This is a genomic window from Streptomyces sp. NPDC015346 (genome assembly GCF_043078785.1).
In the GTDB taxonomy this organism is placed as follows: Bacteria; Actinomycetota; Actinomycetes; order Streptomycetales; family Streptomycetaceae; genus Streptomyces.
This window is the reverse complement of sequence record NZ_JBIBTW010000001.1, coordinates 1,107,063-1,124,799: the sequence shown is the minus strand read 5'-3', so window position 1 is coordinate 1,124,799 and position 17,737 is coordinate 1,107,063. Positions and strand designations below refer to the sequence as shown.

13 protein-coding genes and 2 pseudogenes are annotated in these 17,737 nt (G+C 71.9%); 5 read left to right on the top strand and 10 right to left on the bottom strand.

What is annotated here, in order from left to right; genetic code table 11:
• Positions 1 to 41: 41 nt before the first annotated feature.
• Positions 42 to 473 (bottom strand): annotated as a pseudogene (locus ACF06X_RS05085) (SAM-dependent methyltransferase); the annotation flags it as partial.
• 115 nt (positions 474 to 588) lie between these two features.
• Between ACF06X_RS05085 and ACF06X_RS05080 the strand changes: the two are divergent.
• Positions 589 to 858: a DUF6343 family protein gene (locus ACF06X_RS05080; RefSeq protein WP_392285755.1), complete on the top strand. Its 270-nt coding sequence runs from the start codon at positions 589 to 591 to the stop codon at positions 856 to 858.
• A gap of 20 nt (positions 859 to 878) precedes the next feature.
• On the opposite strand, the gene ACF06X_RS05075 is transcribed toward ACF06X_RS05080, so the two are convergent.
• The 3 genes from ACF06X_RS05075 to ACF06X_RS05065 form a co-directional block, all read right to left on the bottom strand.
• Positions 879 to 1,244 (bottom strand): tetratricopeptide repeat protein, encoded by a 366-nt coding sequence (locus tag ACF06X_RS05075; protein WP_392285754.1) that lies wholly within the window; start codon positions 1,242 to 1,244, stop codon positions 879 to 881.
• Positions 1,245 to 1,381: 137 nt separating this feature from the next.
• Positions 1,382 to 1,987 (bottom strand): dephospho-CoA kinase, encoded by a 606-nt coding sequence (coaE, locus tag ACF06X_RS05070; protein WP_392285753.1) that lies wholly within the window; start codon positions 1,985 to 1,987, stop codon positions 1,382 to 1,384.
• 72 nt (positions 1,988 to 2,059) lie between these two features.
• Entirely contained in the window at positions 2,060 to 2,998 is a 939-nt protein-coding gene (locus ACF06X_RS05065) for a PAC2 family protein (RefSeq protein ID WP_392285752.1), read from the bottom strand.
• A 272-nt stretch (positions 2,999 to 3,270) separates the two neighbouring features.
• Between ACF06X_RS05065 and ACF06X_RS05060 the strand changes: the two genes are divergently transcribed.
• Complete coding sequence (locus ACF06X_RS05060; protein WP_392285983.1) at positions 3,271 to 4,218, top strand: right-handed parallel beta-helix repeat-containing protein; 948 nt, start codon at positions 3,271 to 3,273, stop codon at positions 4,216 to 4,218.
• A 98-nt stretch (positions 4,219 to 4,316) separates the two neighbouring features.
• Here ACF06X_RS05060 and rpsA read toward each other — a convergent pair whose 3' ends face one another.
• Entirely contained in the window at positions 4,317 to 5,825 is a 1,509-nt protein-coding gene (gene rpsA / locus ACF06X_RS05055) for a 30S ribosomal protein S1 (protein ID WP_355111259.1), read from the bottom strand.
• A gap of 346 nt (positions 5,826 to 6,171) precedes the next feature.
• On the opposite strand from rpsA, the gene ACF06X_RS05050 reads away from it, so the two are divergent.
• Both ACF06X_RS05050 and hrpB read left to right on the top strand, forming a co-directional pair.
• Complete coding sequence (locus ACF06X_RS05050; protein WP_392285751.1) at positions 6,172 to 6,999, top strand: class I SAM-dependent methyltransferase; 828 nt, start codon at positions 6,172 to 6,174, stop codon at positions 6,997 to 6,999.
• 79 nt (positions 7,000 to 7,078) lie between these two features.
• Positions 7,079 to 9,694, top strand: a complete 2,616-nt coding sequence (hrpB, locus tag ACF06X_RS05045; protein ID WP_392285750.1) for an ATP-dependent helicase HrpB — start codon at positions 7,079 to 7,081, stop codon at positions 9,692 to 9,694.
• Here the strand turns inward: hrpB and ACF06X_RS05040 are convergent.
• The 3 genes from ACF06X_RS05040 to ACF06X_RS05030 all read right to left on the bottom strand — a co-directional run bounded on the left by ACF06X_RS05040 (position 9,678) and on the right by ACF06X_RS05030 (position 12,748).
• Positions 9,678 to 10,655 (bottom strand): DUF3068 domain-containing protein, encoded by a 978-nt coding sequence (locus ACF06X_RS05040; RefSeq protein WP_392285749.1) that lies wholly within the window; start codon positions 10,653 to 10,655, stop codon positions 9,678 to 9,680. The two genes, hrpB and ACF06X_RS05040, sit on opposite strands and share 17 nt — an antisense overlap.
• A gap of 10 nt (positions 10,656 to 10,665) precedes the next feature.
• Positions 10,666 to 10,806 carry an SPW_0924 family protein gene (locus ACF06X_RS05035; RefSeq protein ID WP_215074054.1) on the bottom strand — a complete coding sequence of 47 codons (141 nt, stop codon included), beginning with the start codon at positions 10,804 to 10,806 and terminating at the stop codon, positions 10,666 to 10,668.
• 181 nt (positions 10,807 to 10,987) lie between these two features.
• The gene (locus tag ACF06X_RS05030) at positions 10,988 to 12,748 is read right to left on the bottom strand and encodes a lytic transglycosylase domain-containing protein (protein WP_392285748.1); all 1,761 of its coding nucleotides are present in this window, start codon (positions 12,746 to 12,748) and stop codon (positions 10,988 to 10,990) included.
• Between the two features lie 238 nt (positions 12,749 to 12,986).
• On the opposite strand from ACF06X_RS05030, the gene ACF06X_RS05025 reads away from it, so the two are divergent.
• Positions 12,987 to 13,895, top strand: coding sequence for a DUF4184 family protein (locus tag ACF06X_RS05025; protein WP_392285747.1), 909 nt, complete (start codon positions 12,987 to 12,989; stop codon positions 13,893 to 13,895).
• A gap of 139 nt (positions 13,896 to 14,034) precedes the next feature.
• Here the strand turns inward: ACF06X_RS05025 and ACF06X_RS05020 are convergent.
• Both ACF06X_RS05020 and polA read right to left on the bottom strand, forming a co-directional pair.
• Positions 14,035 to 14,385: pseudogene (locus ACF06X_RS05020) on the bottom strand (serine hydrolase); the annotation flags it as partial.
• Positions 14,386 to 14,920: 535 nt separating this feature from the next.
• Positions 14,921 to 17,575 carry a DNA polymerase I gene (gene polA, locus ACF06X_RS05015; protein WP_392285982.1) on the bottom strand — a complete coding sequence of 885 codons (2,655 nt, stop codon included), beginning with the start codon at positions 17,573 to 17,575 and terminating at the stop codon, positions 14,921 to 14,923.
• Between the last annotated feature and the right edge of the window lie 162 nt (positions 17,576 to 17,737).

Sequence of the window (17,737 nt, the reverse complement as noted above, 5' to 3'; positions counted from 1 at the left end):
CCGGAAACTCATCGCCGTTCCGCGTCCCGACCACACTTTTCTCAGCGGGACTTGGGACGCGCCCTCACCCATGTGCCGTCGTCCGTCAGGTAGGTGTCCACGGCGAGTCCCGCCTCTCCCAGATACCGCTCGAAGTCCTCCCTGCTCAGCGGCCGGGAGAGGAACGTCTGCGTCCAGCGCGCGCCGTCCGGGAAGGCGTATTCGGCGAGGACCTCGTCGACGCCGTCCCCGACCGGCTCCGCCGACGCGATCCGCACCGTGCAGCCCGCCGCGTCCCGCCGTACACGGGGCACGTCGAGGTGCCACCCTTCGCCCTCGCGCTGGATCAGTACGCAGCCGTCGTCGCTCACATGCCGTCCACAGGTCTCCAGGAGGGCCTGCCGGGTGCGGTGTTCGGCGGTGTGCACCAGGAACGAGGCCAGCATCACCACGTCGAACCGCCGCCCCAGGTCGAGTGATTCGATCGGGCTCCGCACGGCCTCCACGCCGGGCACCCATCCCCGGCACGCGTCGCCGTGCGCCTCGCGGGTAGACCCTCACTAGGCCCTCGGGGAATCCTCAGGGGGATCGACGGGAGATGCGACCGTCATGCGTACGGGCAGTGAGCCGTCGACCGCGCGCAGTCCTCTGCGCCTGCGGTTCTGGCTGAGTCTATGGGGTCTGATCTGGGCCGGCTTCGGTACGGCGGTCTTCGCCCTGGTCGGCAGGCCGGGCTGGGCGGCGGCCTGCGGAGTGCTGCTGGTGATCGTCGCGGTCGACATGGCCATGGTCCTGCGCCACCTCCGGCAGGGTCCGCACTGGCAGCCGGGGCGGGACGTCCCGCCGTACGAACCCGATCGTGGCGGCAGGGGCCGCTGACGCGCGCGTACGGCCTCGCGTCAGCCCGCGTCGAAGCGGGCGGCCTGGACGTACTCGGGCTTGGGGTCGAGCGCGGCCGCGAGCCGGAAGTGACGCGTGGCCTGATCGGGGTGGCCGGAACGCTCGAAGGTGCGGGCGAGTGCGAAGTGCGCGTACGCGTTGTCCGGCTCGCGCTCCAGCACGAGCTCGAACTCGAGCTGAGCGGGTCGCAGTTGCGCTGCGGCGAAGAAGGCCCTGGCCCGCAGCAGACGGGCCGCGGTGTTCTCGGGGTGGGCGGCGATCACGGAGTCCAGCAGCTTCACGGCACCACGGGGGTCCCGCGCGGCGAGCAACTGCTCGGCCGCACGGAAGTCGATGACGTGTGTTTCCGGGTTCCTCTCGGCCACGATGGCATCCTTCCCCTTGCTCCGGCGGTTCAACGTCGGGCGCGGCGGCCGTATTCCGTACGGAACCGGCCGGACGATCCGCCCCCGCTTCCCCGGTCCCTACCCCGCCGATGGCGCGACCGATCGACCGCGGCCGCTCACTCCTCGGCCACCGCGCGCCGCTCCAGCTCCTCCCACACCTTGCGCACCTGGGGTTCCAGCGCCTCCAGCGGCCCGTCGTTGTCGATGAGGAGGTCGGCCACGGCCCGCCGTTGCGCGCGCGTGGCCTGGGCCGCCATCCGGGCGCGGGCCTCGGGTTCGGTCATTCCGCGCAGCCGTACGAGCCGGTCGAGCTGGGTCTCGGGAGACGCGTCCACGACGACGACCAGGTCGTAGAGGGGGGCGAGACCGTTCTCGGTGAGGAGGGGCACGTCGTGGACGACGACGTCGTGCGGTCCCGCCGCGCTCTCGAGCTCGGCGGAGCGGGCGCCGACGAGCGGGTGGACGATGGCGTTCAAGGTGGCCAGGCGGTCGGCGTCGGCGAAGACGATCGAGCCGAGCTTCTGCCGGTCCAAGGTGCCCTCGCCCGTCAGGATGTCGGTCCCGAAGGCGTCCACGACGGCCGCGAGCCCGGGCGTCCCGGGCTCGACGACCTCGCGGGCGATCTTGTCGGCGTCGATCAGCACGGCTCCGTACGAGACGAGCAGCCGCGACACTTCACTCTTGCCGGCGCCGATACCGCCGGTCAGGCCCACCTTCAGCATGAGCGGCAGCTTAGGACCCCGGCCTGGTTCGCGCCCGACCGGGGCCACCGGGGCCCGAGGGCCCGAGGGAGGCTACGCCTCGCCCTCCCGCTCGGCGAGGAAGCGCTCGAACTCGCGCCCCAGCTCGTCGGCGGACGGCAGGTCGACGGGCTCGGCGACCAGGCTGCCGCGGGTGGCGGCGCCTGCCACGGCGTCGTACTGGTGCTCAAGCCCCTGGACGAGCGCGACCAGCTCCTCGTCGCCCTCGCCGATCTGGCGCTCGATCTCGGTCTGGGTGCGCCGGGCCTCGGTGCGCAGGGTGTGGGCGATGCCCGGCAGGACGAGCCCGGTGGCGGCCGTGATGGCCTCCAGAACGGTCAGAGCGGCGTCGGGGTAGGACGAACGGGCCACGTAGTGCGGGACGTGCGCCGCGACGCCGAGGGTGTCGTGGCCGGACTCCGTGAGGCGGAACTCGACGAGCGACTCGGCGCTGCCGGGGACCTGGGCCTCGTCGAAGGGGCTGCGGTGGCCGGGCATGAGGTCCGTGCGGCTGCCGTGCGGGGTCAGGCCCACGGGCCGGGTGTGCGGGACTCCCATGGGAATGCCATGGAAGTTCACCGAGAGCCGCACGCCGAGGCGCTCGACGATCTGGCGGACGGCGGCGGAGAAGCGCTCCCACTCGACGTCCGGCTCGGGACCGGAGAGCAGCAGGAAGGGGGCGCCGGTGGCGTCCTGGACGAGCCTGACCTCGAGGGCCGGTGTTTCGTACGCCGTCCAGCGGTCGCGCCGGAAGGTGAGCAGCGGCCGACGGGCGCGGTAGTCCACGAGCCGGTCGTGGTCGAAGCGGGCCACCACCTGGTGCGGCAGCGTGTCCAGCAGGCGGTCGACGATCTGCTCGCCGGTCTCGCCCGCGTCGATGTAGCCGTCGAAGTGGTACAGCATGACCAGCCCGGCCGACTCCTGCGCCAGGGCCATGTCCACGACGGCCAGACCCTTCTGGTCCCATTCGTACAAATCCTGGGGATCAAGCACGATTACCGCTCCTCCTCGCGTTCCTACAAAAGAACGCCCTCCCGGACAGCGACATTCCCTCGGACCGTGAATTTCCGTTCACGGAGCGCCTCTTCGACCGCGCGGCGGCACGCGCGCGGGGACCCGCAAACGGGGGCCCACTGCGCCCGCGACAGGTCCAGACCTTGACATGACCATGAGCCCTCCTTACCGTCTCGGAGCAGCACGGGTTCACCATCTCGCTCATCGTCCATGTATGAGAACTCTACGGAAGGCACCCCATGCGACCCCCCATGCGCGCCCGCTCGCTGCTGCTCCCCCTTTTGCCGGCCCTTCTGGCCGTGCCCCTCGCCGCCTCACCGGCCTCCGCCGCGACCATCGAGGTCTCCACCGCGGCCCAGCTGAAGACGGCTCTGACGAACGCCCGGCCCGGCGACACGATCCACCTGGCCGACGGCACCTACACCGGCAACTTCAAGGCCACCACCCCCGGGAGCTCGTCCGCCCGGATCACCCTCACCGGCTCCTCCCGCGCGGTGCTCACCGCCGGCGGCGGCTACGGCCTGCACCTCAACGGGGCCTCGTACTGGACGATCAAGGGCGTCACCGTGACCGGTGGGCAGAAGGGCATCATGGCCGACGCCGCGAACGGGGTGGTGATCGACGGGGTGACCGTGCACGACCTCGACATGGAGGGGGTGCACTTCCGCGACTCCAGCAGGAACGGTGTCGTCAAGAACTCGCGGATCTACGACACCGGCAACGACGGACGCGGCATGGGCGAGGGCGTCTACGTGGGGAGCGCCAACACTCTCTCCGACAAGAGCGACCACGCGCAGATCCTCAACAACACGATCGGCCCGGATGTCGGCGGCGAGGCCGTCGACATCAAGGAGGGCACCACCGGGGCGAAGATCATCGGCAACACCTTCGACGGCCGCGGCCTGACCGGAGCCAACTACGACGACTCCTGGGTGGACGTGAAGGGCAACAACGTCCTGGTCGAGAACAACACCGGCCGCAACACGACCAACAACGGCTTCGAGACCCACACCCAGCGGAGCGGCTGGGGCTGCGGCACGGTCTTCCGCGGCAACCGGTCGGACCTCACGGGCGCGACGGGCTCCCGGCAGCTCGCCATCCACGTCACCAACCAGAGCGCCGGCTGCACGACGACGGTGTACGGCTCGAACACGGTCACCGGCGGCAAGGGGCTGACGAACATCGCCGTCACCCCCTGACCGGCGACGCGAACCGTGCCCCGCGAACGGCACAAGGCCCGCCCCCCGAGGGGAGCGGGCCTTGTGTTTCTCAGCCTGTCAGCTGGTGGTCAGAGCGTTCAGCTCTGGCCGCCGGCCAGCTTCTCGCGCAGGGCGGCGAGGGCCTCGTCCGACGCCAGGGCGCCGGAGTTGTCGTCCGACTCCGAGGAGTACGAACCACCCGAGATACCCGCACCGGCGTTGCCTCCGGCGGCCGGGGCGGCAGCGCCCTCGGCAGCGGCGGCCTCGTCGGCCTCGCGGGACTTGATGACCTGAGCCTGGTGCTGCTCGAAGCGCTGCTGCGCCTCGGCGTACTGGGTCTCCCAGGCCTCGCGCTGGGTCTCGTAGCCCTCGAGCCAGTCGTTGGTCTCGGGGTCGAAGCCCTCGGGGTAGATGTAGTTGCCCTGGTCGTCGTAGGACGCGGCCATGCCGTACAGGGTCGGGTCGAACTCGACCGAGGCCGGGTCGGCGCCGAAGGACTCGTTGGCCTGCTTCAGCGAGAGGCTGATGCGACGACGCTCGAGGTCGATGTCGATGACCTTGACGAAGATCTCGTCGTTGACCTGGACGACCTGCTCCGGGATCTCCACGTGGCGCTCGGCCAGCTCGGAGATGTGGACCAGACCCTCGATGCCCTCGTCCACGCGGACGAACGCACCGAACGGAACCAGCTTGGTGACCTTACCCGGGACGACCTGACCGATCTGGTGGGTCCGGGCGAACTGCTGCCACGGGTCCTCCTGGGTCGCCTTCAGCGACAGGGAGACGCGCTCGCGGTCCATGTCCACGTCGAGAACCTCGACGGTGACCTCCTGGCCGACCTCGACAACCTCGGAGGGGTGGTCGATGTGCTTCCAGGACAGCTCGGAGACGTGCACGAGGCCGTCGACGCCACCCAGGTCCACGAAGGCACCGAAGTTGACGATCGAGGACACGACGCCGGAGCGGACCTGACCCTTCTGCAGGGTCGTGAGGAAGGTCTGGCGAACCTCGGACTGGGTCTGCTCGAGCCAGGCGCGGCGGGACAGGACCACGTTGTTGCGGTTCTTGTCCAACTCGATGATCTTCGCCTCGAGCTCCTTGCCCACGTAGGGCTGGAGGTCGCGGACGCGACGCATCTCGACGAGGGAGGCCGGCAGGAAGCCACGGAGGCCGATGTCGAGGATGAGACCACCCTTGACGACCTCGATGACGGTACCGGTGACGATGCCGTCCTCTTCCTTGATCTTCTCGATGGTGCCCCAGGCGCGCTCGTACTGGGCGCGCTTCTTCGAGAGGATCAGGCGGCCTTCCTTGTCCTCCTTCTGGAGAACAAGGGCTTCGATCTCGTCGCCGACCTTGACGACCTCGTTCGGGTCGACGTCGTGCTTGATCGAGAGCTCGCGGCTCGGGATGACACCTTCGGTCTTGTAACCGATGTCGAGCAGGACCTCGTCCCGGTCGACCTTCACGATGACGCCGTCGACGATGTCGCCGTCGTTGAAGTACTTGATCGTCTCGTCGATCGCGGCGAGGAAGGCTTCCTCGTTACCGATGTCGTTGACCGCAACCTGCGGGGTGGTGGCGGTGGTCTCGGTGCTGCTCGTCATGTGGGAAAGGGCTCCGGTTACGGACAGAAAGTCGTAGGTACTGCTACGCCGTGAGCCCGTATCGCACTGAAGAAGCCGGACAGCCAATGAAGCGCCTTCCCGCACAAGCGGGGGACGCCTCGAAAACCGAGGGGACATACAACAGGTGCGAGCGCGGCCTACTCCGTCTGAGGCGCGCAGGCCCGCAGCGCAACCTTTAGCATACGGGGGCGGCCGGACAGGGTCAATGCGCGAAGCGCGCACCCAGGGCGGATCGCCGCATATCCGGCACAACTTCCGTCTCCCCCGGCCGTGTCGGCCCGGGGCGGCACCGCCGCGCTGAGCGCAAACTACATCGACGGGCGAGATGAACCAAGAGTACGAACAGGAAGAAGGCCCCGGGTTCGAGCCGGAGGCGACCCGGCGTGACGCGGGTGACGCGGAGAGCAGCCGGGCGAGCCGCGGATGGTGGGACCGGAACGCGGACGAGTACCAGAGCGAGCACGGGGCGTTCCTCGGGGACGACCGGTTCGTCTGGGGTCCGGAGGGGCTCGACGAGGCGGAGGCGGGGCTGCTGGGCCCGGTCGGCTCCCTCGAGGGGCGGGACGTCCTGGAGATCGGCGCGGGGGCGGCGCAGTGCTCGCGCTGGCTGGCCGCGCAGGGGGCCCGGCCGGTCGCGCTCGACCTGTCGCACCGCCAGCTCCAGCACGCCCTGCGGATCGGCGAGGACGTGCCACTCGTCGAGGCGGACGCCGGGGCGCTGCCCTTCCGGGACGGCTCCTTCGACCTGGCGTGCTCGGCGTACGGAGCGGTGCCGTTCGTGGCGGACCCGGTGAAGGTGTTCCGGGAGGTGCGCCGGGTGCTGCGGCCCGGCGGCCGGTGGGTCTTCTCGGTGACGCACCCGATCCGCTGGGCGTTCCCCGACGAACCCGGCCCCGAGGGGCTCTCGGTCGCGTCCTCCTATTTCGACCGCACTCCTTATGTGGAGCAGGACGAGAACGGCCGGGCCGTCTACGTGGAGCACCACCGGACGATCGGCGACCGGGTACGGGACGTGGTCGCCGGCGGCTTCCGGCTGGTGGACCTGGTCGAGCCCGAGTGGCCGGCGTGGAACAGCCAGGAGTGGGGCGGCTGGTCGCCGCTGCGCGGGAATCTGATCCCCGGCACGGCCATCTTCGTGTGTGAGCGCGACTGAGAGCGGTTTCGTCATATGAACCGACCGGCCCTGTGGACAGCGGGGCCCGCTCACGGCGACGACGTACGAGACTGAGTGCGTGATCCGAAACGACGCACTCGACCGTCTCCCCGTCCGCCATGCCGTCCCCGAGCTGCTGCGCGCGCTCGACGGGCGCGGCACGGCGGTGCTCCACGCCCCTCCCGGCACCGGCAAGACCACGCTGGTGCCGCTCGCGCTCGCGGGGCTCATAGGGGACGGACCGCGGCGGCGGGTGCTGGTGGCCGAGCCGCGCAGGATGGCGGTCAGGGCGGCGGCGCGGCGGATGGCGTGGCTGCTGGGTCAGGAGGTCGGCGGGGCGGTCGGCTTCTCGGTCCGAGGCGAGCGCAGGGCCGGGCCCGCGACCCGGGTCGAGGTGGTGACCACGGGCATCCTGCTCCAACGCCTGCAGCGCGATCCGGAGCTTTCCGGTGTGGACGTGGTGCTGCTCGACGAGTGCCACGAGCGTCATCTGGACGCGGACACGGCGATGGCGTTCCTGGTCGACGTCAGGGCGACGCTGCGGCCGGAGCTCAAGCTGATCGCCGCGTCCGCGACCAGTGACGCGGAGGCCTGGGCGGAGCTCCTCACGGTCCTCGACGGGAGCGGCCCCGCGCCCGTCGTGCGGGCGAAGGGAGAGGGGCACGGCTACGGAGTGCGCTTCGCCGCTCCGCCCGCGGGGATCAGACCCTCCCACGGCACGTGGGTGGATCCGGCGCTGCTGCGTCATGTCGCGGCGACCGTGCGGCTGGCGATGGAGCACCACGAGGGCGACGTCCTCTGCTTCCTTCCCGGCACGGGCGAGATCGCTCGGACGGCGGGGCTGCTCCAAGGCCTCGACGCCGAGGTGCTGCAGCTCCACGGCCGGGCACCGGCGGCGGTGCAGGACGCCGTGCTGCGCGGGCGGGAGCCGGAGGGAAGGCGGCGGGTCGTCCTGTCGACCTCGGTGGCGGAGTCGAGCCTGACCGTGCCCGGTGTGCGGATCGTCGTCGACTCGGGGCTGGCCCGGGAGCCCAGGACGGATCACGCGCGCGGGCTCGGCTCACTGGCGACGGTGCCGGTGTCGGCCGCGACGGCGACCCAGCGCGCGGGACGCTCCGGGCGCGAGGCGCACGGCGTCACCTACCGCTGCTGGTCGGAGGCCGAGGACGGCCACCGCCCACGGTTCCCCTCCCCCGAGATCAAGGTCGCCGAGCTGGCGGACTTCGCGCTCCGGGTCGCCTGCTGGGGAGATCCCACCGCAGCCGGCCTCGCCCTGCTCGACACCCCGCCGGCCGGGGCGATGGCGGCGGCCCGTTCCGTACTGACGGCGATCGGCGCGGTGGGCGAGGACGGCCGTGTGTCGGAGCGGGGGATACGGATGTCCCGGCTCGGCCTGCATCCGCGGCTGGCCCGCGCCCTCCTGGACGGCGCGCCCGAGGTCGGCGTCCGGCGGGCGGCCGAGGTCGTGGCGCTGCTGAGCGAGGAGCCGCCCCGGGAGTACGGCGACGACCTGGCGGCGGCCTGGCGCACGGCACGGCGCGGCGGGGACGGCTACGGGGCGCGCTGGAAGGCGGAGGCCCGTCGCCTTGAGCGGTCGGCCGCCGAGGCGGGTCCGGCCCCGGCCGGATCGGGGCCGGCGGGCACGGGCGGATCCGGGGCGGGCGCGGTGAGTGGCCGGGCCGGTTCCGGGACCGGGGGCGCCGCGCAGGTGGGGGACGACGCCGTGGCCGGGCTGGTGACCGCGCTCGCCTTTCCGGAGCGGGTGGCCCGGGCGCGCGAAGGCAGCGGCCTGCTCATGGTCTCGGGGACGGGAGCCGAGCTCGCCGAGGGATCGGGGCTGCGCAGCGCGCCCTGGCTGGCCGTCGCCGTGGCGGACCGGACCGCGCGCAGTGCGGTCGCCCGGGTGCGGCTGGCGGCCGTGATCGACGAGGGCGTGGCGCGAAGGGCCGCGGGCCACCTGCTGGACGAGGGCGAGGAGGTCCACTGGGAGGAAGGGGACGTGGTCGCCCGGTCGGTCTCCCGCCTGGGCGCCGTGGAGCTCACGGCGCGCCCGCTCAGGGGCGGCGCCGATCCGGGGCTCGTACGGGCGGCGCTGCTCGACGGGCTGCGGCGCGAGGGGCTCGGGCTGCTGCGGTGGAGCCGGGAGTCGGAGGAGCTGCGCCGACGGCTCGGCTTCCTCCACCGGGTGCTCGCCGGGCCCTGGCCGGACGTGTCGGACGAGGCGCTGCTCGACCGGGCGGAGGAGTGGCTGGAGCCGGAGCTGTCCAGGGCGGCTCGGCGGGCGGACCTCGGCCGGATCGACGCCGGCCAGGCGCTCCAGCGGCTGCTCCCCTGGGCGACGGGCGAGGCGGCCAGGCTCGACGAGCTGGCGCCCGAGCGGATCGAGGTGCCCAGCGGCTCACGGATACGGGTGGACTACAGCGGTGAGCAGCCCGTCCTCGCGGTGAAGCTGCAGGAGATGTTCGGGCTGGCGCGAACACCGCGGGTGGCGGGGATCCCGGTCGTGGTCCATCTCCTCTCCCCCGCCGGCCGCCCGGCGGCCGTCACCGCCGACCTGGCCTCGTTCTGGCGGGACGGCTACCGCTCGGTGCGCGCGGAGCTGCGCGGGCGCTACCCCAGGCACCCGTGGCCGGAGGACCCCGGGGCGGCGGCGCCGACCCGCCACACCAGCGCCCGGCTCAGGAGGGAGGGGTAAGGGTCGGCGGGACGGGACCGCCTCGCCTGCCGCGGGCCTCGAGCCACAGCGCGAGGGCGAACAGGGCGAGACTCAGGACGACGAAGGTCCACGGCAGATAGGAGGTCACGAGGAGGACGAGGGCACGGTTGGTCTTCACCAGTTCTTCGGTGCTCCGGAGGTAGTCCTCGCGCATCTTCACATGGCCGGCGAAGGCGGTGACGGTGTCCTGGCCCATGAGCTTGCGGGCGTTGCGGAGCTCCTCCCGGTGGATCTCCTCGCCGTTGACGGGAGCTCCGGTGACCGGGTCGACCCAGAACATGCGCTTGGTGGTGTACCAGCGGGTGATGCCGGTCTGGGCGAGGAATTCGGGGGTGATGCCCTTGACGGGCATCGACTTGGGCATGGGGACCTTGGTCCAGGGGATGGTCTGCTCGAAGTAGTAGACCTCCATGCCCCGGAAGGTGCGGGTGCCCTTGTAGTGGATGGGGGCGGAGGTGCGGGCCTGGGCGTCGAAGTACTGGTAGTCCCGCTTCTCGGTGAGGAAGGGCCATTTGAACTCGATGCCCTCGCGGCGGACCGGGTCGCCGTCGACGGACTCGCCGGTGGCGTGGACCGGGTCCTGGGTGTGGGCGTCGAAGATGTACCGCTCGGGGATCTGGGAGACCATCTTGCCGTCGGGCCCGGCCACGTAGGAGAGCGAGTCCCAGACGACGACGTCGCGTCCGGCGTCGCGTTCGATCCGCTTCGACTCCTCCACGTTGCCCTTGAGGGTCTGGATGATCGTGAGCTTCTCGACCTGTTCGGCCTTGAGGGTGGAGTAGTTGAGAAGGGTCGCGGGCTTCGCCTCCAGGACGGTCACCTGGTACTGGTTCGGGGGGATCTTGACAGCCCGGGGGAAGACGTACCAGCGCAGGGTGGGGGCCATCGCGGCGAGGCAGACGGCGAAGGAGAGCAGGACGAGGCTGGCTCGGCGGCGCATGGACCTCCTCCTACTTCTGGGGGCCGGGGTCGGCGGTGAGGAGGGGCTGGGGCGAGGTGGGTCCGTCGGGCGGCAGGTCGACGACGGCGAAGAGCAGGATGACGAGGAGGACTGGGACCAGCCCGATGGCGGCGGCTACGAGGGCGCGCATGGTCGGCCTCCCGGTGCTCGATCTGATGCTGTGTCAGGGCTGGGGCACCGTAGCAACGCGGCCGCGAGATGAGAACACGTCGCACCCAGAACCCGGAACGCCGCCCCTCCGTCCGGGAGGACGGGGAGGCGGCGGGGGCAGGACGTATGAGCCGGAGGTGCGGGCGGGCGGCCGGGCCGGGTCAGGGCGTCGGCGTGGCCTCGGGGGAGCCGGTCGAGGGGTTCGGGCTCGGCGTGGGCGTCGGGGTGGGGGTCGGCGTCGGTTCGGGGGCCGGGGCCGTGACCTTGAGCTCGATGGTCAGGGTGCCGCCACCGGGCGCGGTCAGCCGCAGCAGGAACGTACCGGTCTGGCCGTCCGCGTAGATGTCGGGAAGGGTCAGGACACCGTTCGCGTCCGTCTTCAGTCCGGTGAGGGTTCGCAGCGGGGCGCCGTTCGCGTCCTTGAAGTACGGGCCGTCGGTGCGCGTCCGCGGGTCCTGCGCCGAGGTGATCATGGTGGCGGTGAGTCCGACCGAGGAGGCGGCCGCGCCGTCGAGGGTGGCCTTCACCAGGACCCGGTCGGCGAACCGGCCTTCGGTTGTGGCGGTCAGCTCCTTGTCGTCGCCTCGGACCAGGGTGTCCGCCTGCCGCTCGGTGACGGTCGCGGTGAACGCGACCGGAGCCAGCGTCCGGCCGACGACCGTGGCCCGGACGGTGAACGTGCCCGTCCGCTCGCCCGCCCTGACGGGCGGCGCGACGGCGGTGCCCGCCGAGTTGGTGGTCACGATCACGTACTTGGCCACGCCGCCGAAGTTGGCGTCGGTGGAGCCGACGATCTCGAACCGCACGCCGAGCCCCGCGACCGGCCTGCCGGCCGAGTCGAGCGCGGCGATGGCCGGCCGCGCGGTGAAGACGCCGCCCGCGGTCGCCGTCAGCGTGCCGGTGCCGGCGTCCTTGATCCGCGTGACCTGCGCGCTCGCCGGCGGCTTCGTGGCGGGATCGCTCGGCTTGGGGGTGACGGGCGTGGACGGCTTCGACGGGGACGGCTTGGGGGTGGTGGGGGACGGCCGGGGAGTGGTGGGCGCCGGGTGTGTCGGCCGGGGCGAGGTTTCGACGCGCGGGGTGTCGCTGCGGTCCCGGGGCAACTGGCCCGTGCCGTCCGGGACCTGGTGGGTGCCGCGCTTGTAGTACTCGAACCAGGAGAGCACCGTGTGCAGGTACTCGGTCGAGCGGTTGTAGCTGAGGATGGCCCGGTCCAGATCGGCCTTGACCGCGAGGTCGCGGTTGTTGGCGCAGAGGTAGAGGCCGGCGGCCTGAGCCGCGTCGTAGATGTTGTTGGGGTCCTTGCGGCCGTCGCCGTTGGCGTCCTGACCCCAGGTCGCCCAGGTGGAGGGGATGAACTGCATCGGACCGACGGCGCGGTCGTGCGTCCTGTCCCCGTCGAAGGCGCCGTTGTCGGTGTCCGAGATGTTGGCGAAGCCGACGCCGTTGAGCACCGGGCCGAGGATCGGCGAGAGGGTGGTGCCGTTGGCGTCGACGCGACCGCCGCGCGCCTGACCGGACTCGACCTTGCCGATGCCTGCGAGCAGCTGCCACGGAAGGTGGCACGCGGGGTCGCTGGAGGCTATGGACTGCTCCGCCCGCTTGTAGGCGGCGAGGACGGACGCGGGTATGCCCGCCTCGGCGGGGCCGGTGACGATCGGCAGGTCTATGGAGGTGCCGGGCTTGTTCGGCGTGTTCAGCGGCGGCAGGTCCGTGTAGTACGGGGAGTCGCCGGTCGCCGAGCCGCCGGGGGGCGTCGAGGCGTCACCGGCGCCGACCGGCCGGTCGCCGCTCGCGTTGTCCGCGGGCGGCGGCGGGGCCGCGCCGGGCCCCTGCGAAGCGGCCAGCGCGGCCACCGCCGCGGCCACGACAGCACCGCTGGTGGCTCCTCTGCGCAGCCGGCGGCCGAATTGCGCTGTCATACGTATGGTCCCCTCCCCGTCGACTGCACTCGCGCTCCCCGCGCGTGGACTCAGGTGACCCTATGACACCGACAGGCCCGCGAACACCGAGGGCTGACCGTCTTTCACGCTTTCGTCACCTCTTGGCCGCCCTTGGTGCCGCCGACATCACTCCCCCCTCGCTCCGCTCACGTCCCCCGGCATCGGTCCCGGTCACTCGCGCATACTGGGCCGGACCGGTTCTCGAGGGGGATGTTCCATGCCGTTCACGCTCAGTCATGCCGCCGCCGTGCTGCCGGCGCTCCGGAGGGACGGCACCGCGCGCGGGCCTCTGGTCGCCTCCGCGCTCGTGGCGGGGTCGTTCTCGCCCGACATGACCTACTTCGCGGCCACGGCGATCCCGGAGGCGATGGTCTTCGGCGATGTCACGCACTCGCCGGTGGGGATCGTGACGGTCGATGTGCTGATCACCGCGGCGCTGGTGGCGGTGTGGCTGATGGTGCGCGAGCCGCTGATGGCGCTCCTGCCGGCGCGATGGCGAGGACGGGTGTACGGGTTCGTCCGCGGCCGCTCCTGGCGGGAGCGGCGCGCGCCCGCGCTGGCCGCCTGGTTCTTCCTCTCCGCGGTGGTGGGGGCGACGACCCATGTGGTCTGGGACTCCTTCACCCACCTGGACCGCTGGGGCACCCGGTCCGTGCCGCTGCTCGGCGAGATCGTGGCCGGCTTCCCGGTCTATCTCTATCTGCAGTACGGCGGCTCGGCGTTGGCGCTCGGCCTGCTGGTGTGGTTCACCGTACGGGCGCTGCGCGCGAGCTCCGCGGTCGCGCCGCCGCCGCCGGAGGTCCCGGTCCTGGAGCGGCGGGGACGGTGGCTGGCCGGTGGGCTGATCGGCGCCTGCGTCCTGGCCGGGATCGTGCACCGCTGCCTGCGCTGGTACGCGTACTGGGGTCGCGTCGAGACACCCCTGGACATCATTCCGACCGCGTGCTTCGGGGGCGGCGCGGGGCTCGCCGTCGGACTGGTGCTGTACGGGGCGGGGATGCGGCTGCGAAGGACACCTCCGGCACCGGACCGAGGCCCGGCCCCGGACCCGGCACCGGCACCGGCACCGGCACCGGCACCGGCCGAGGGTCGTGAGCCGGTGCGCTCCCGTCCGGGATCCCGCTGATCTCGTCGGCCGGCGTGTAACCGCGGGCCGCCGCCCCGCCCGCGAGCCCGCGGTGGACCGCGAGCGCGACCCGCTCCAGGGTGCGGACGCCATAGCTCATCGACGGGTTGTCGTGGCTGAGGAGGGCGAGGCGGTAGTCATGGCCGCCGCCGAGGATCGCTCCGACGCTGTGCACCCGCCAGCCGTGGGTGGCGCGCGGCAGCCAGCCGTTCTTGAGATGGACGCGGGCGGCGTCAGGCGCTCCCGCGGAGACGCCCCAGGCCTGCGAGGGAATGACCTGACTCATGAGGGTGAGGGCGGCGGGACGGCGGGACACCGCGGCGAGCAGGGCCAGTTGGTCCCGTGCGGTGGTACGGGTCAGGCCCCAGTAGCGGTCGGGGCCGAGGACGGTGTCGTGGGCGCCGGCGCCGGTCAGCACCCGGCCCATCCGGTCGCGTGAGAGGCCCAGCCAGAGGGCGGTCGCCGCGTCGTTGTCCGAGCGGGTGATCATGGCCTTCATGCGCTGGGACTCCAGGCTGGTGGGCGCGCGGCCGAACTCCTCGGCGCGGCCGAGGACCGACTCCATGATCAGCACCTTGGCGGTGCTGGCGGCGTCGAAGTACCGGTCGTCGTGGAGCCCGCAGCGCAGGGCGCGACCGGGGTCGAGGACGGCGACGGAGACGGTTCCGTCACGGCCTTCGAGGGCGGCGTGGATGTCCGTCGACAGGGCGGCGGCGAGCGTGGGGTGGCTCGGCGAGGAGCAGAGCTCGGCCGCGCGGCCCACCGCCGCGGCCGGCCCGGTGGTTCCCAGCGCCGCGAGCATCGTCCCGAGGAGGGCCCACGTGCGCAGACGGGGGCGGCGGCTCTCGATCATGCTGCCAGTCTCGGGAGCGCCCCGGCCGGAGCGCTCCCGTACTGGTCCACCTGGCCCAAGCGGACCCCCGGCCACCGAACACCCGCCGCCGGCCACCCTCGGGCCGACCGGCCGGCCGAGGCACGGGCGAGCCGAGGCACGGGCCGGCCGAGGCGCCGGCCGCCCTGGCGCGTCAGTGCGCCGCCGACTCCCAGTCCGGACCGACGCCGATCGAGACGTCGAGCGGGGCGCGGAGGGTGACCGCGGAGGACATCTCCTCGCGGACCAGGGCCTCGACCCGCTCGCGCTCGCCCGGGACCAGTTCGAGGACGATTTCGTCGTGGACCTGGAGGAGCATGCGGGAGGAGAGTCCGGCCTCCCTCAGGGCCCGGTCGACGTTCAGCATGGCGACCTTCACGATGTCCGCCGCCGTGCCCTGGATCGGGGCGTTCAGCGCCATCCGCTCGGCCGCCTCACGGCGCTGGCGGTTGTCGCTGTTCAGGTCCGGGAGGTAGCGGCGGCGGCCGAGCATCGTCTCGGTGTAGCCGGTCGCGCGGGCCTCGTCGACGACCCGGCGCAGATAGTCCCGTACCCCGCCGAACCGCTCGAAGTACGTGTCCATCAGGGCGCGCGCCTCGCCCGCCTCGATGTTCAGCTGCTGGGAGAGACCGAAGGCGGACAGGCCGTACGCCAGGCCGTAGGACATGGCCTTGATCTTGCGCCGCATCTCGGCGTCGACGGCGGACCGCTCGACCCCGAAGACCTGGGAGGCGACGGTGGTGTGCAGGTCCTCGCCGGAGGCGAACGCCTCGATGAGGCCCTCGTCCTCGGAGAGGTGGGCCATCACCCGCAGCTCGATCTGGCTGTAGTCCGCGGTCATCAGGGCATCGAAGCCCTCACCGACGACGAAGCCGTGGCGGATGGCCCGGCCCTCGTCGGTGCGGACCGGCACGTTCTGCAGGTTCGGGTCGGTGGACGACAGCCGGCCGGTCGCGGCCACGGTCTGGCTGAAGGTGGTGTGGATGCGGCCGTCGGCGGCGATCGTCTTGATGAGGCCCTCGACCGTGGAGCGCAGCCGGGCCTGCTCGCGGTGGCGGAGCATGATCACCGGCAGCTCGTGCTCGGTCTGGCCGGCCAGCCAGGCCAGGGCGTCCGCGTCCGTGGTGTAACCGGTCTTGGTCTTCTTCGTCTTCGGCAGGTTCAGCTCGCCGAAGAACACCTCCTGGAGCTGCTTGGGCGAGCCGAGGTTGAACTCGTGGCCGACCGAGGCGTGCGCCTCCTTCACCGCCTGCTGCACCGCACCGGCGAACTGCTGCTCCATGGCCTCCAGATGGGCGCGGTCGGCGGCGATGCCGTGCCGCTCCATCCGGGCGAGCAGCAGGGACGTGGGCAGTTCCACGTCGTGCAGCAGCTCGGTCGCGCCCACCTCGGCCAGCCTGTCGCCGAACGCGTCGCCGAGGTCGAGGACGGCGCGGGCCTGGGCCATCAGCGCGTCCGCCTCGGCGTGCTCGTCGGCGCCGAAGGCCAGCTGGCCGTCGGCCGCGGCGGGGGCCAGCTCGCGGTGGAGGTACTCGACGGAGAGCGCGTCCAGGGCGAAGGAGCGGCGGCCCGGCTTGACCAGATAGGCGGCGAGGGCGGTGTCCATCGTGATGCCCTCGATGTGCCAGCCGTGCTCGGGGAAGACCCGCAGCGCGTCCTTGGCGTTGTGCATCACCTTCGGCCGGCCCGGGTCGGCGAGCCAGGCGGCGAAGGCCCGCTCGTCGGACTCGTCGAGCCGGGTCGTGTCGAACCAGGCGGCCTTGCCGTCGGCGGCCGCGAGCGCGACCTCGCTGACATTGCCGACACCCAGCGCCCAGGTCGCGACGGTGGCGACACCGAGCGGCTGTCCCCCGTGCTGCTCCAGCCAGAAGGCCAGCTCGCCCGCGCCGAGGACCGTGCCGTCCAGCTCGACGCCCGCCTCGGGGGCCGGGGCCTCGTCCTCCTCCGCACCCGGGTCGACGGCGAGCAGGCGCTCCCGCAGGCTCGGATTGCGGATCTCCAGGACCTCCAGGAAGCCCTTGAGCGCGGTCCTGTCGTACGGGGCGCGCTCGAGCTCCGCGACGCTCCGGGGCAGCTCGACGTCCCTCACCAGCTCGGTGAGGTGCCGGTTCATCTTCACCGACTCCAGGTGGTCGCGCAGGGCCTGGCCGACCTTGCCCTTGACCTCGTCGGCACGCTCGACCAGCTCCGCGAACGACCCGAACTGGTTGATCCACTTCGTGGCCGTCTTCTCACCGACGCCGGGGATACCCGGCAGGTTGTCGGACGGGTCGCCGCGCAGGGCGGCGAAGTCGGGGTACTGCGAGGGGCTCAGGCCGTACTTCTCCTGGACCTTCTCCGGGGTGAACCGGGTCAGCTCGGAGACGCCCTTGGTCGGATACAGCACGGTCACGTGATCGGTGACCAGCTGGAAGGAGTCGCGGTCGCCCGTGACGATCAGGACGTCGAAGCCGGCCGCCTCGGCCTGGGTGGCGAGCGTGGCGATGATGTCGTCGGCCTCGAAGCCGTCCACCGCGAACCGCACCGCGTTCATCGTGTCGAGCAGCTCGCCGATCAGCTCGACCTGCCCCTTGAACTCGTCCGGGGTCGTCGAACGGTTCGCCTTGTACTCCGGGAAGTCCGCCGAGCGCCAGGTCTTGCGGGACACGTCGAACGCCACGGCGAAGTGCGTGGGCGCCTCGTCGCGCAGCGTGTTCGCCAGCATCGACGCGAAGCCGTAGATCGCGTTCGTCGTCTGTCCGCTCGCGGTCGTGAAATTCTCCGCGGGCAGCGCGAAGAACGCCCGGTACGCGAGGGAGTGCCCGTCCATGAGGAGCAGGCGGGGACGGTTTTCTTCGGTCTTCTTCGATGCTGTCTCGGCCACGCACACGATCCTGCCACGGACCGCTGACAATCCCGTCCTCGCCCGGTCGCGGGCACCCGCTGTCGGTGGTCCGTGACAGGATCGGAGACGTACGCCACAGGATTACCG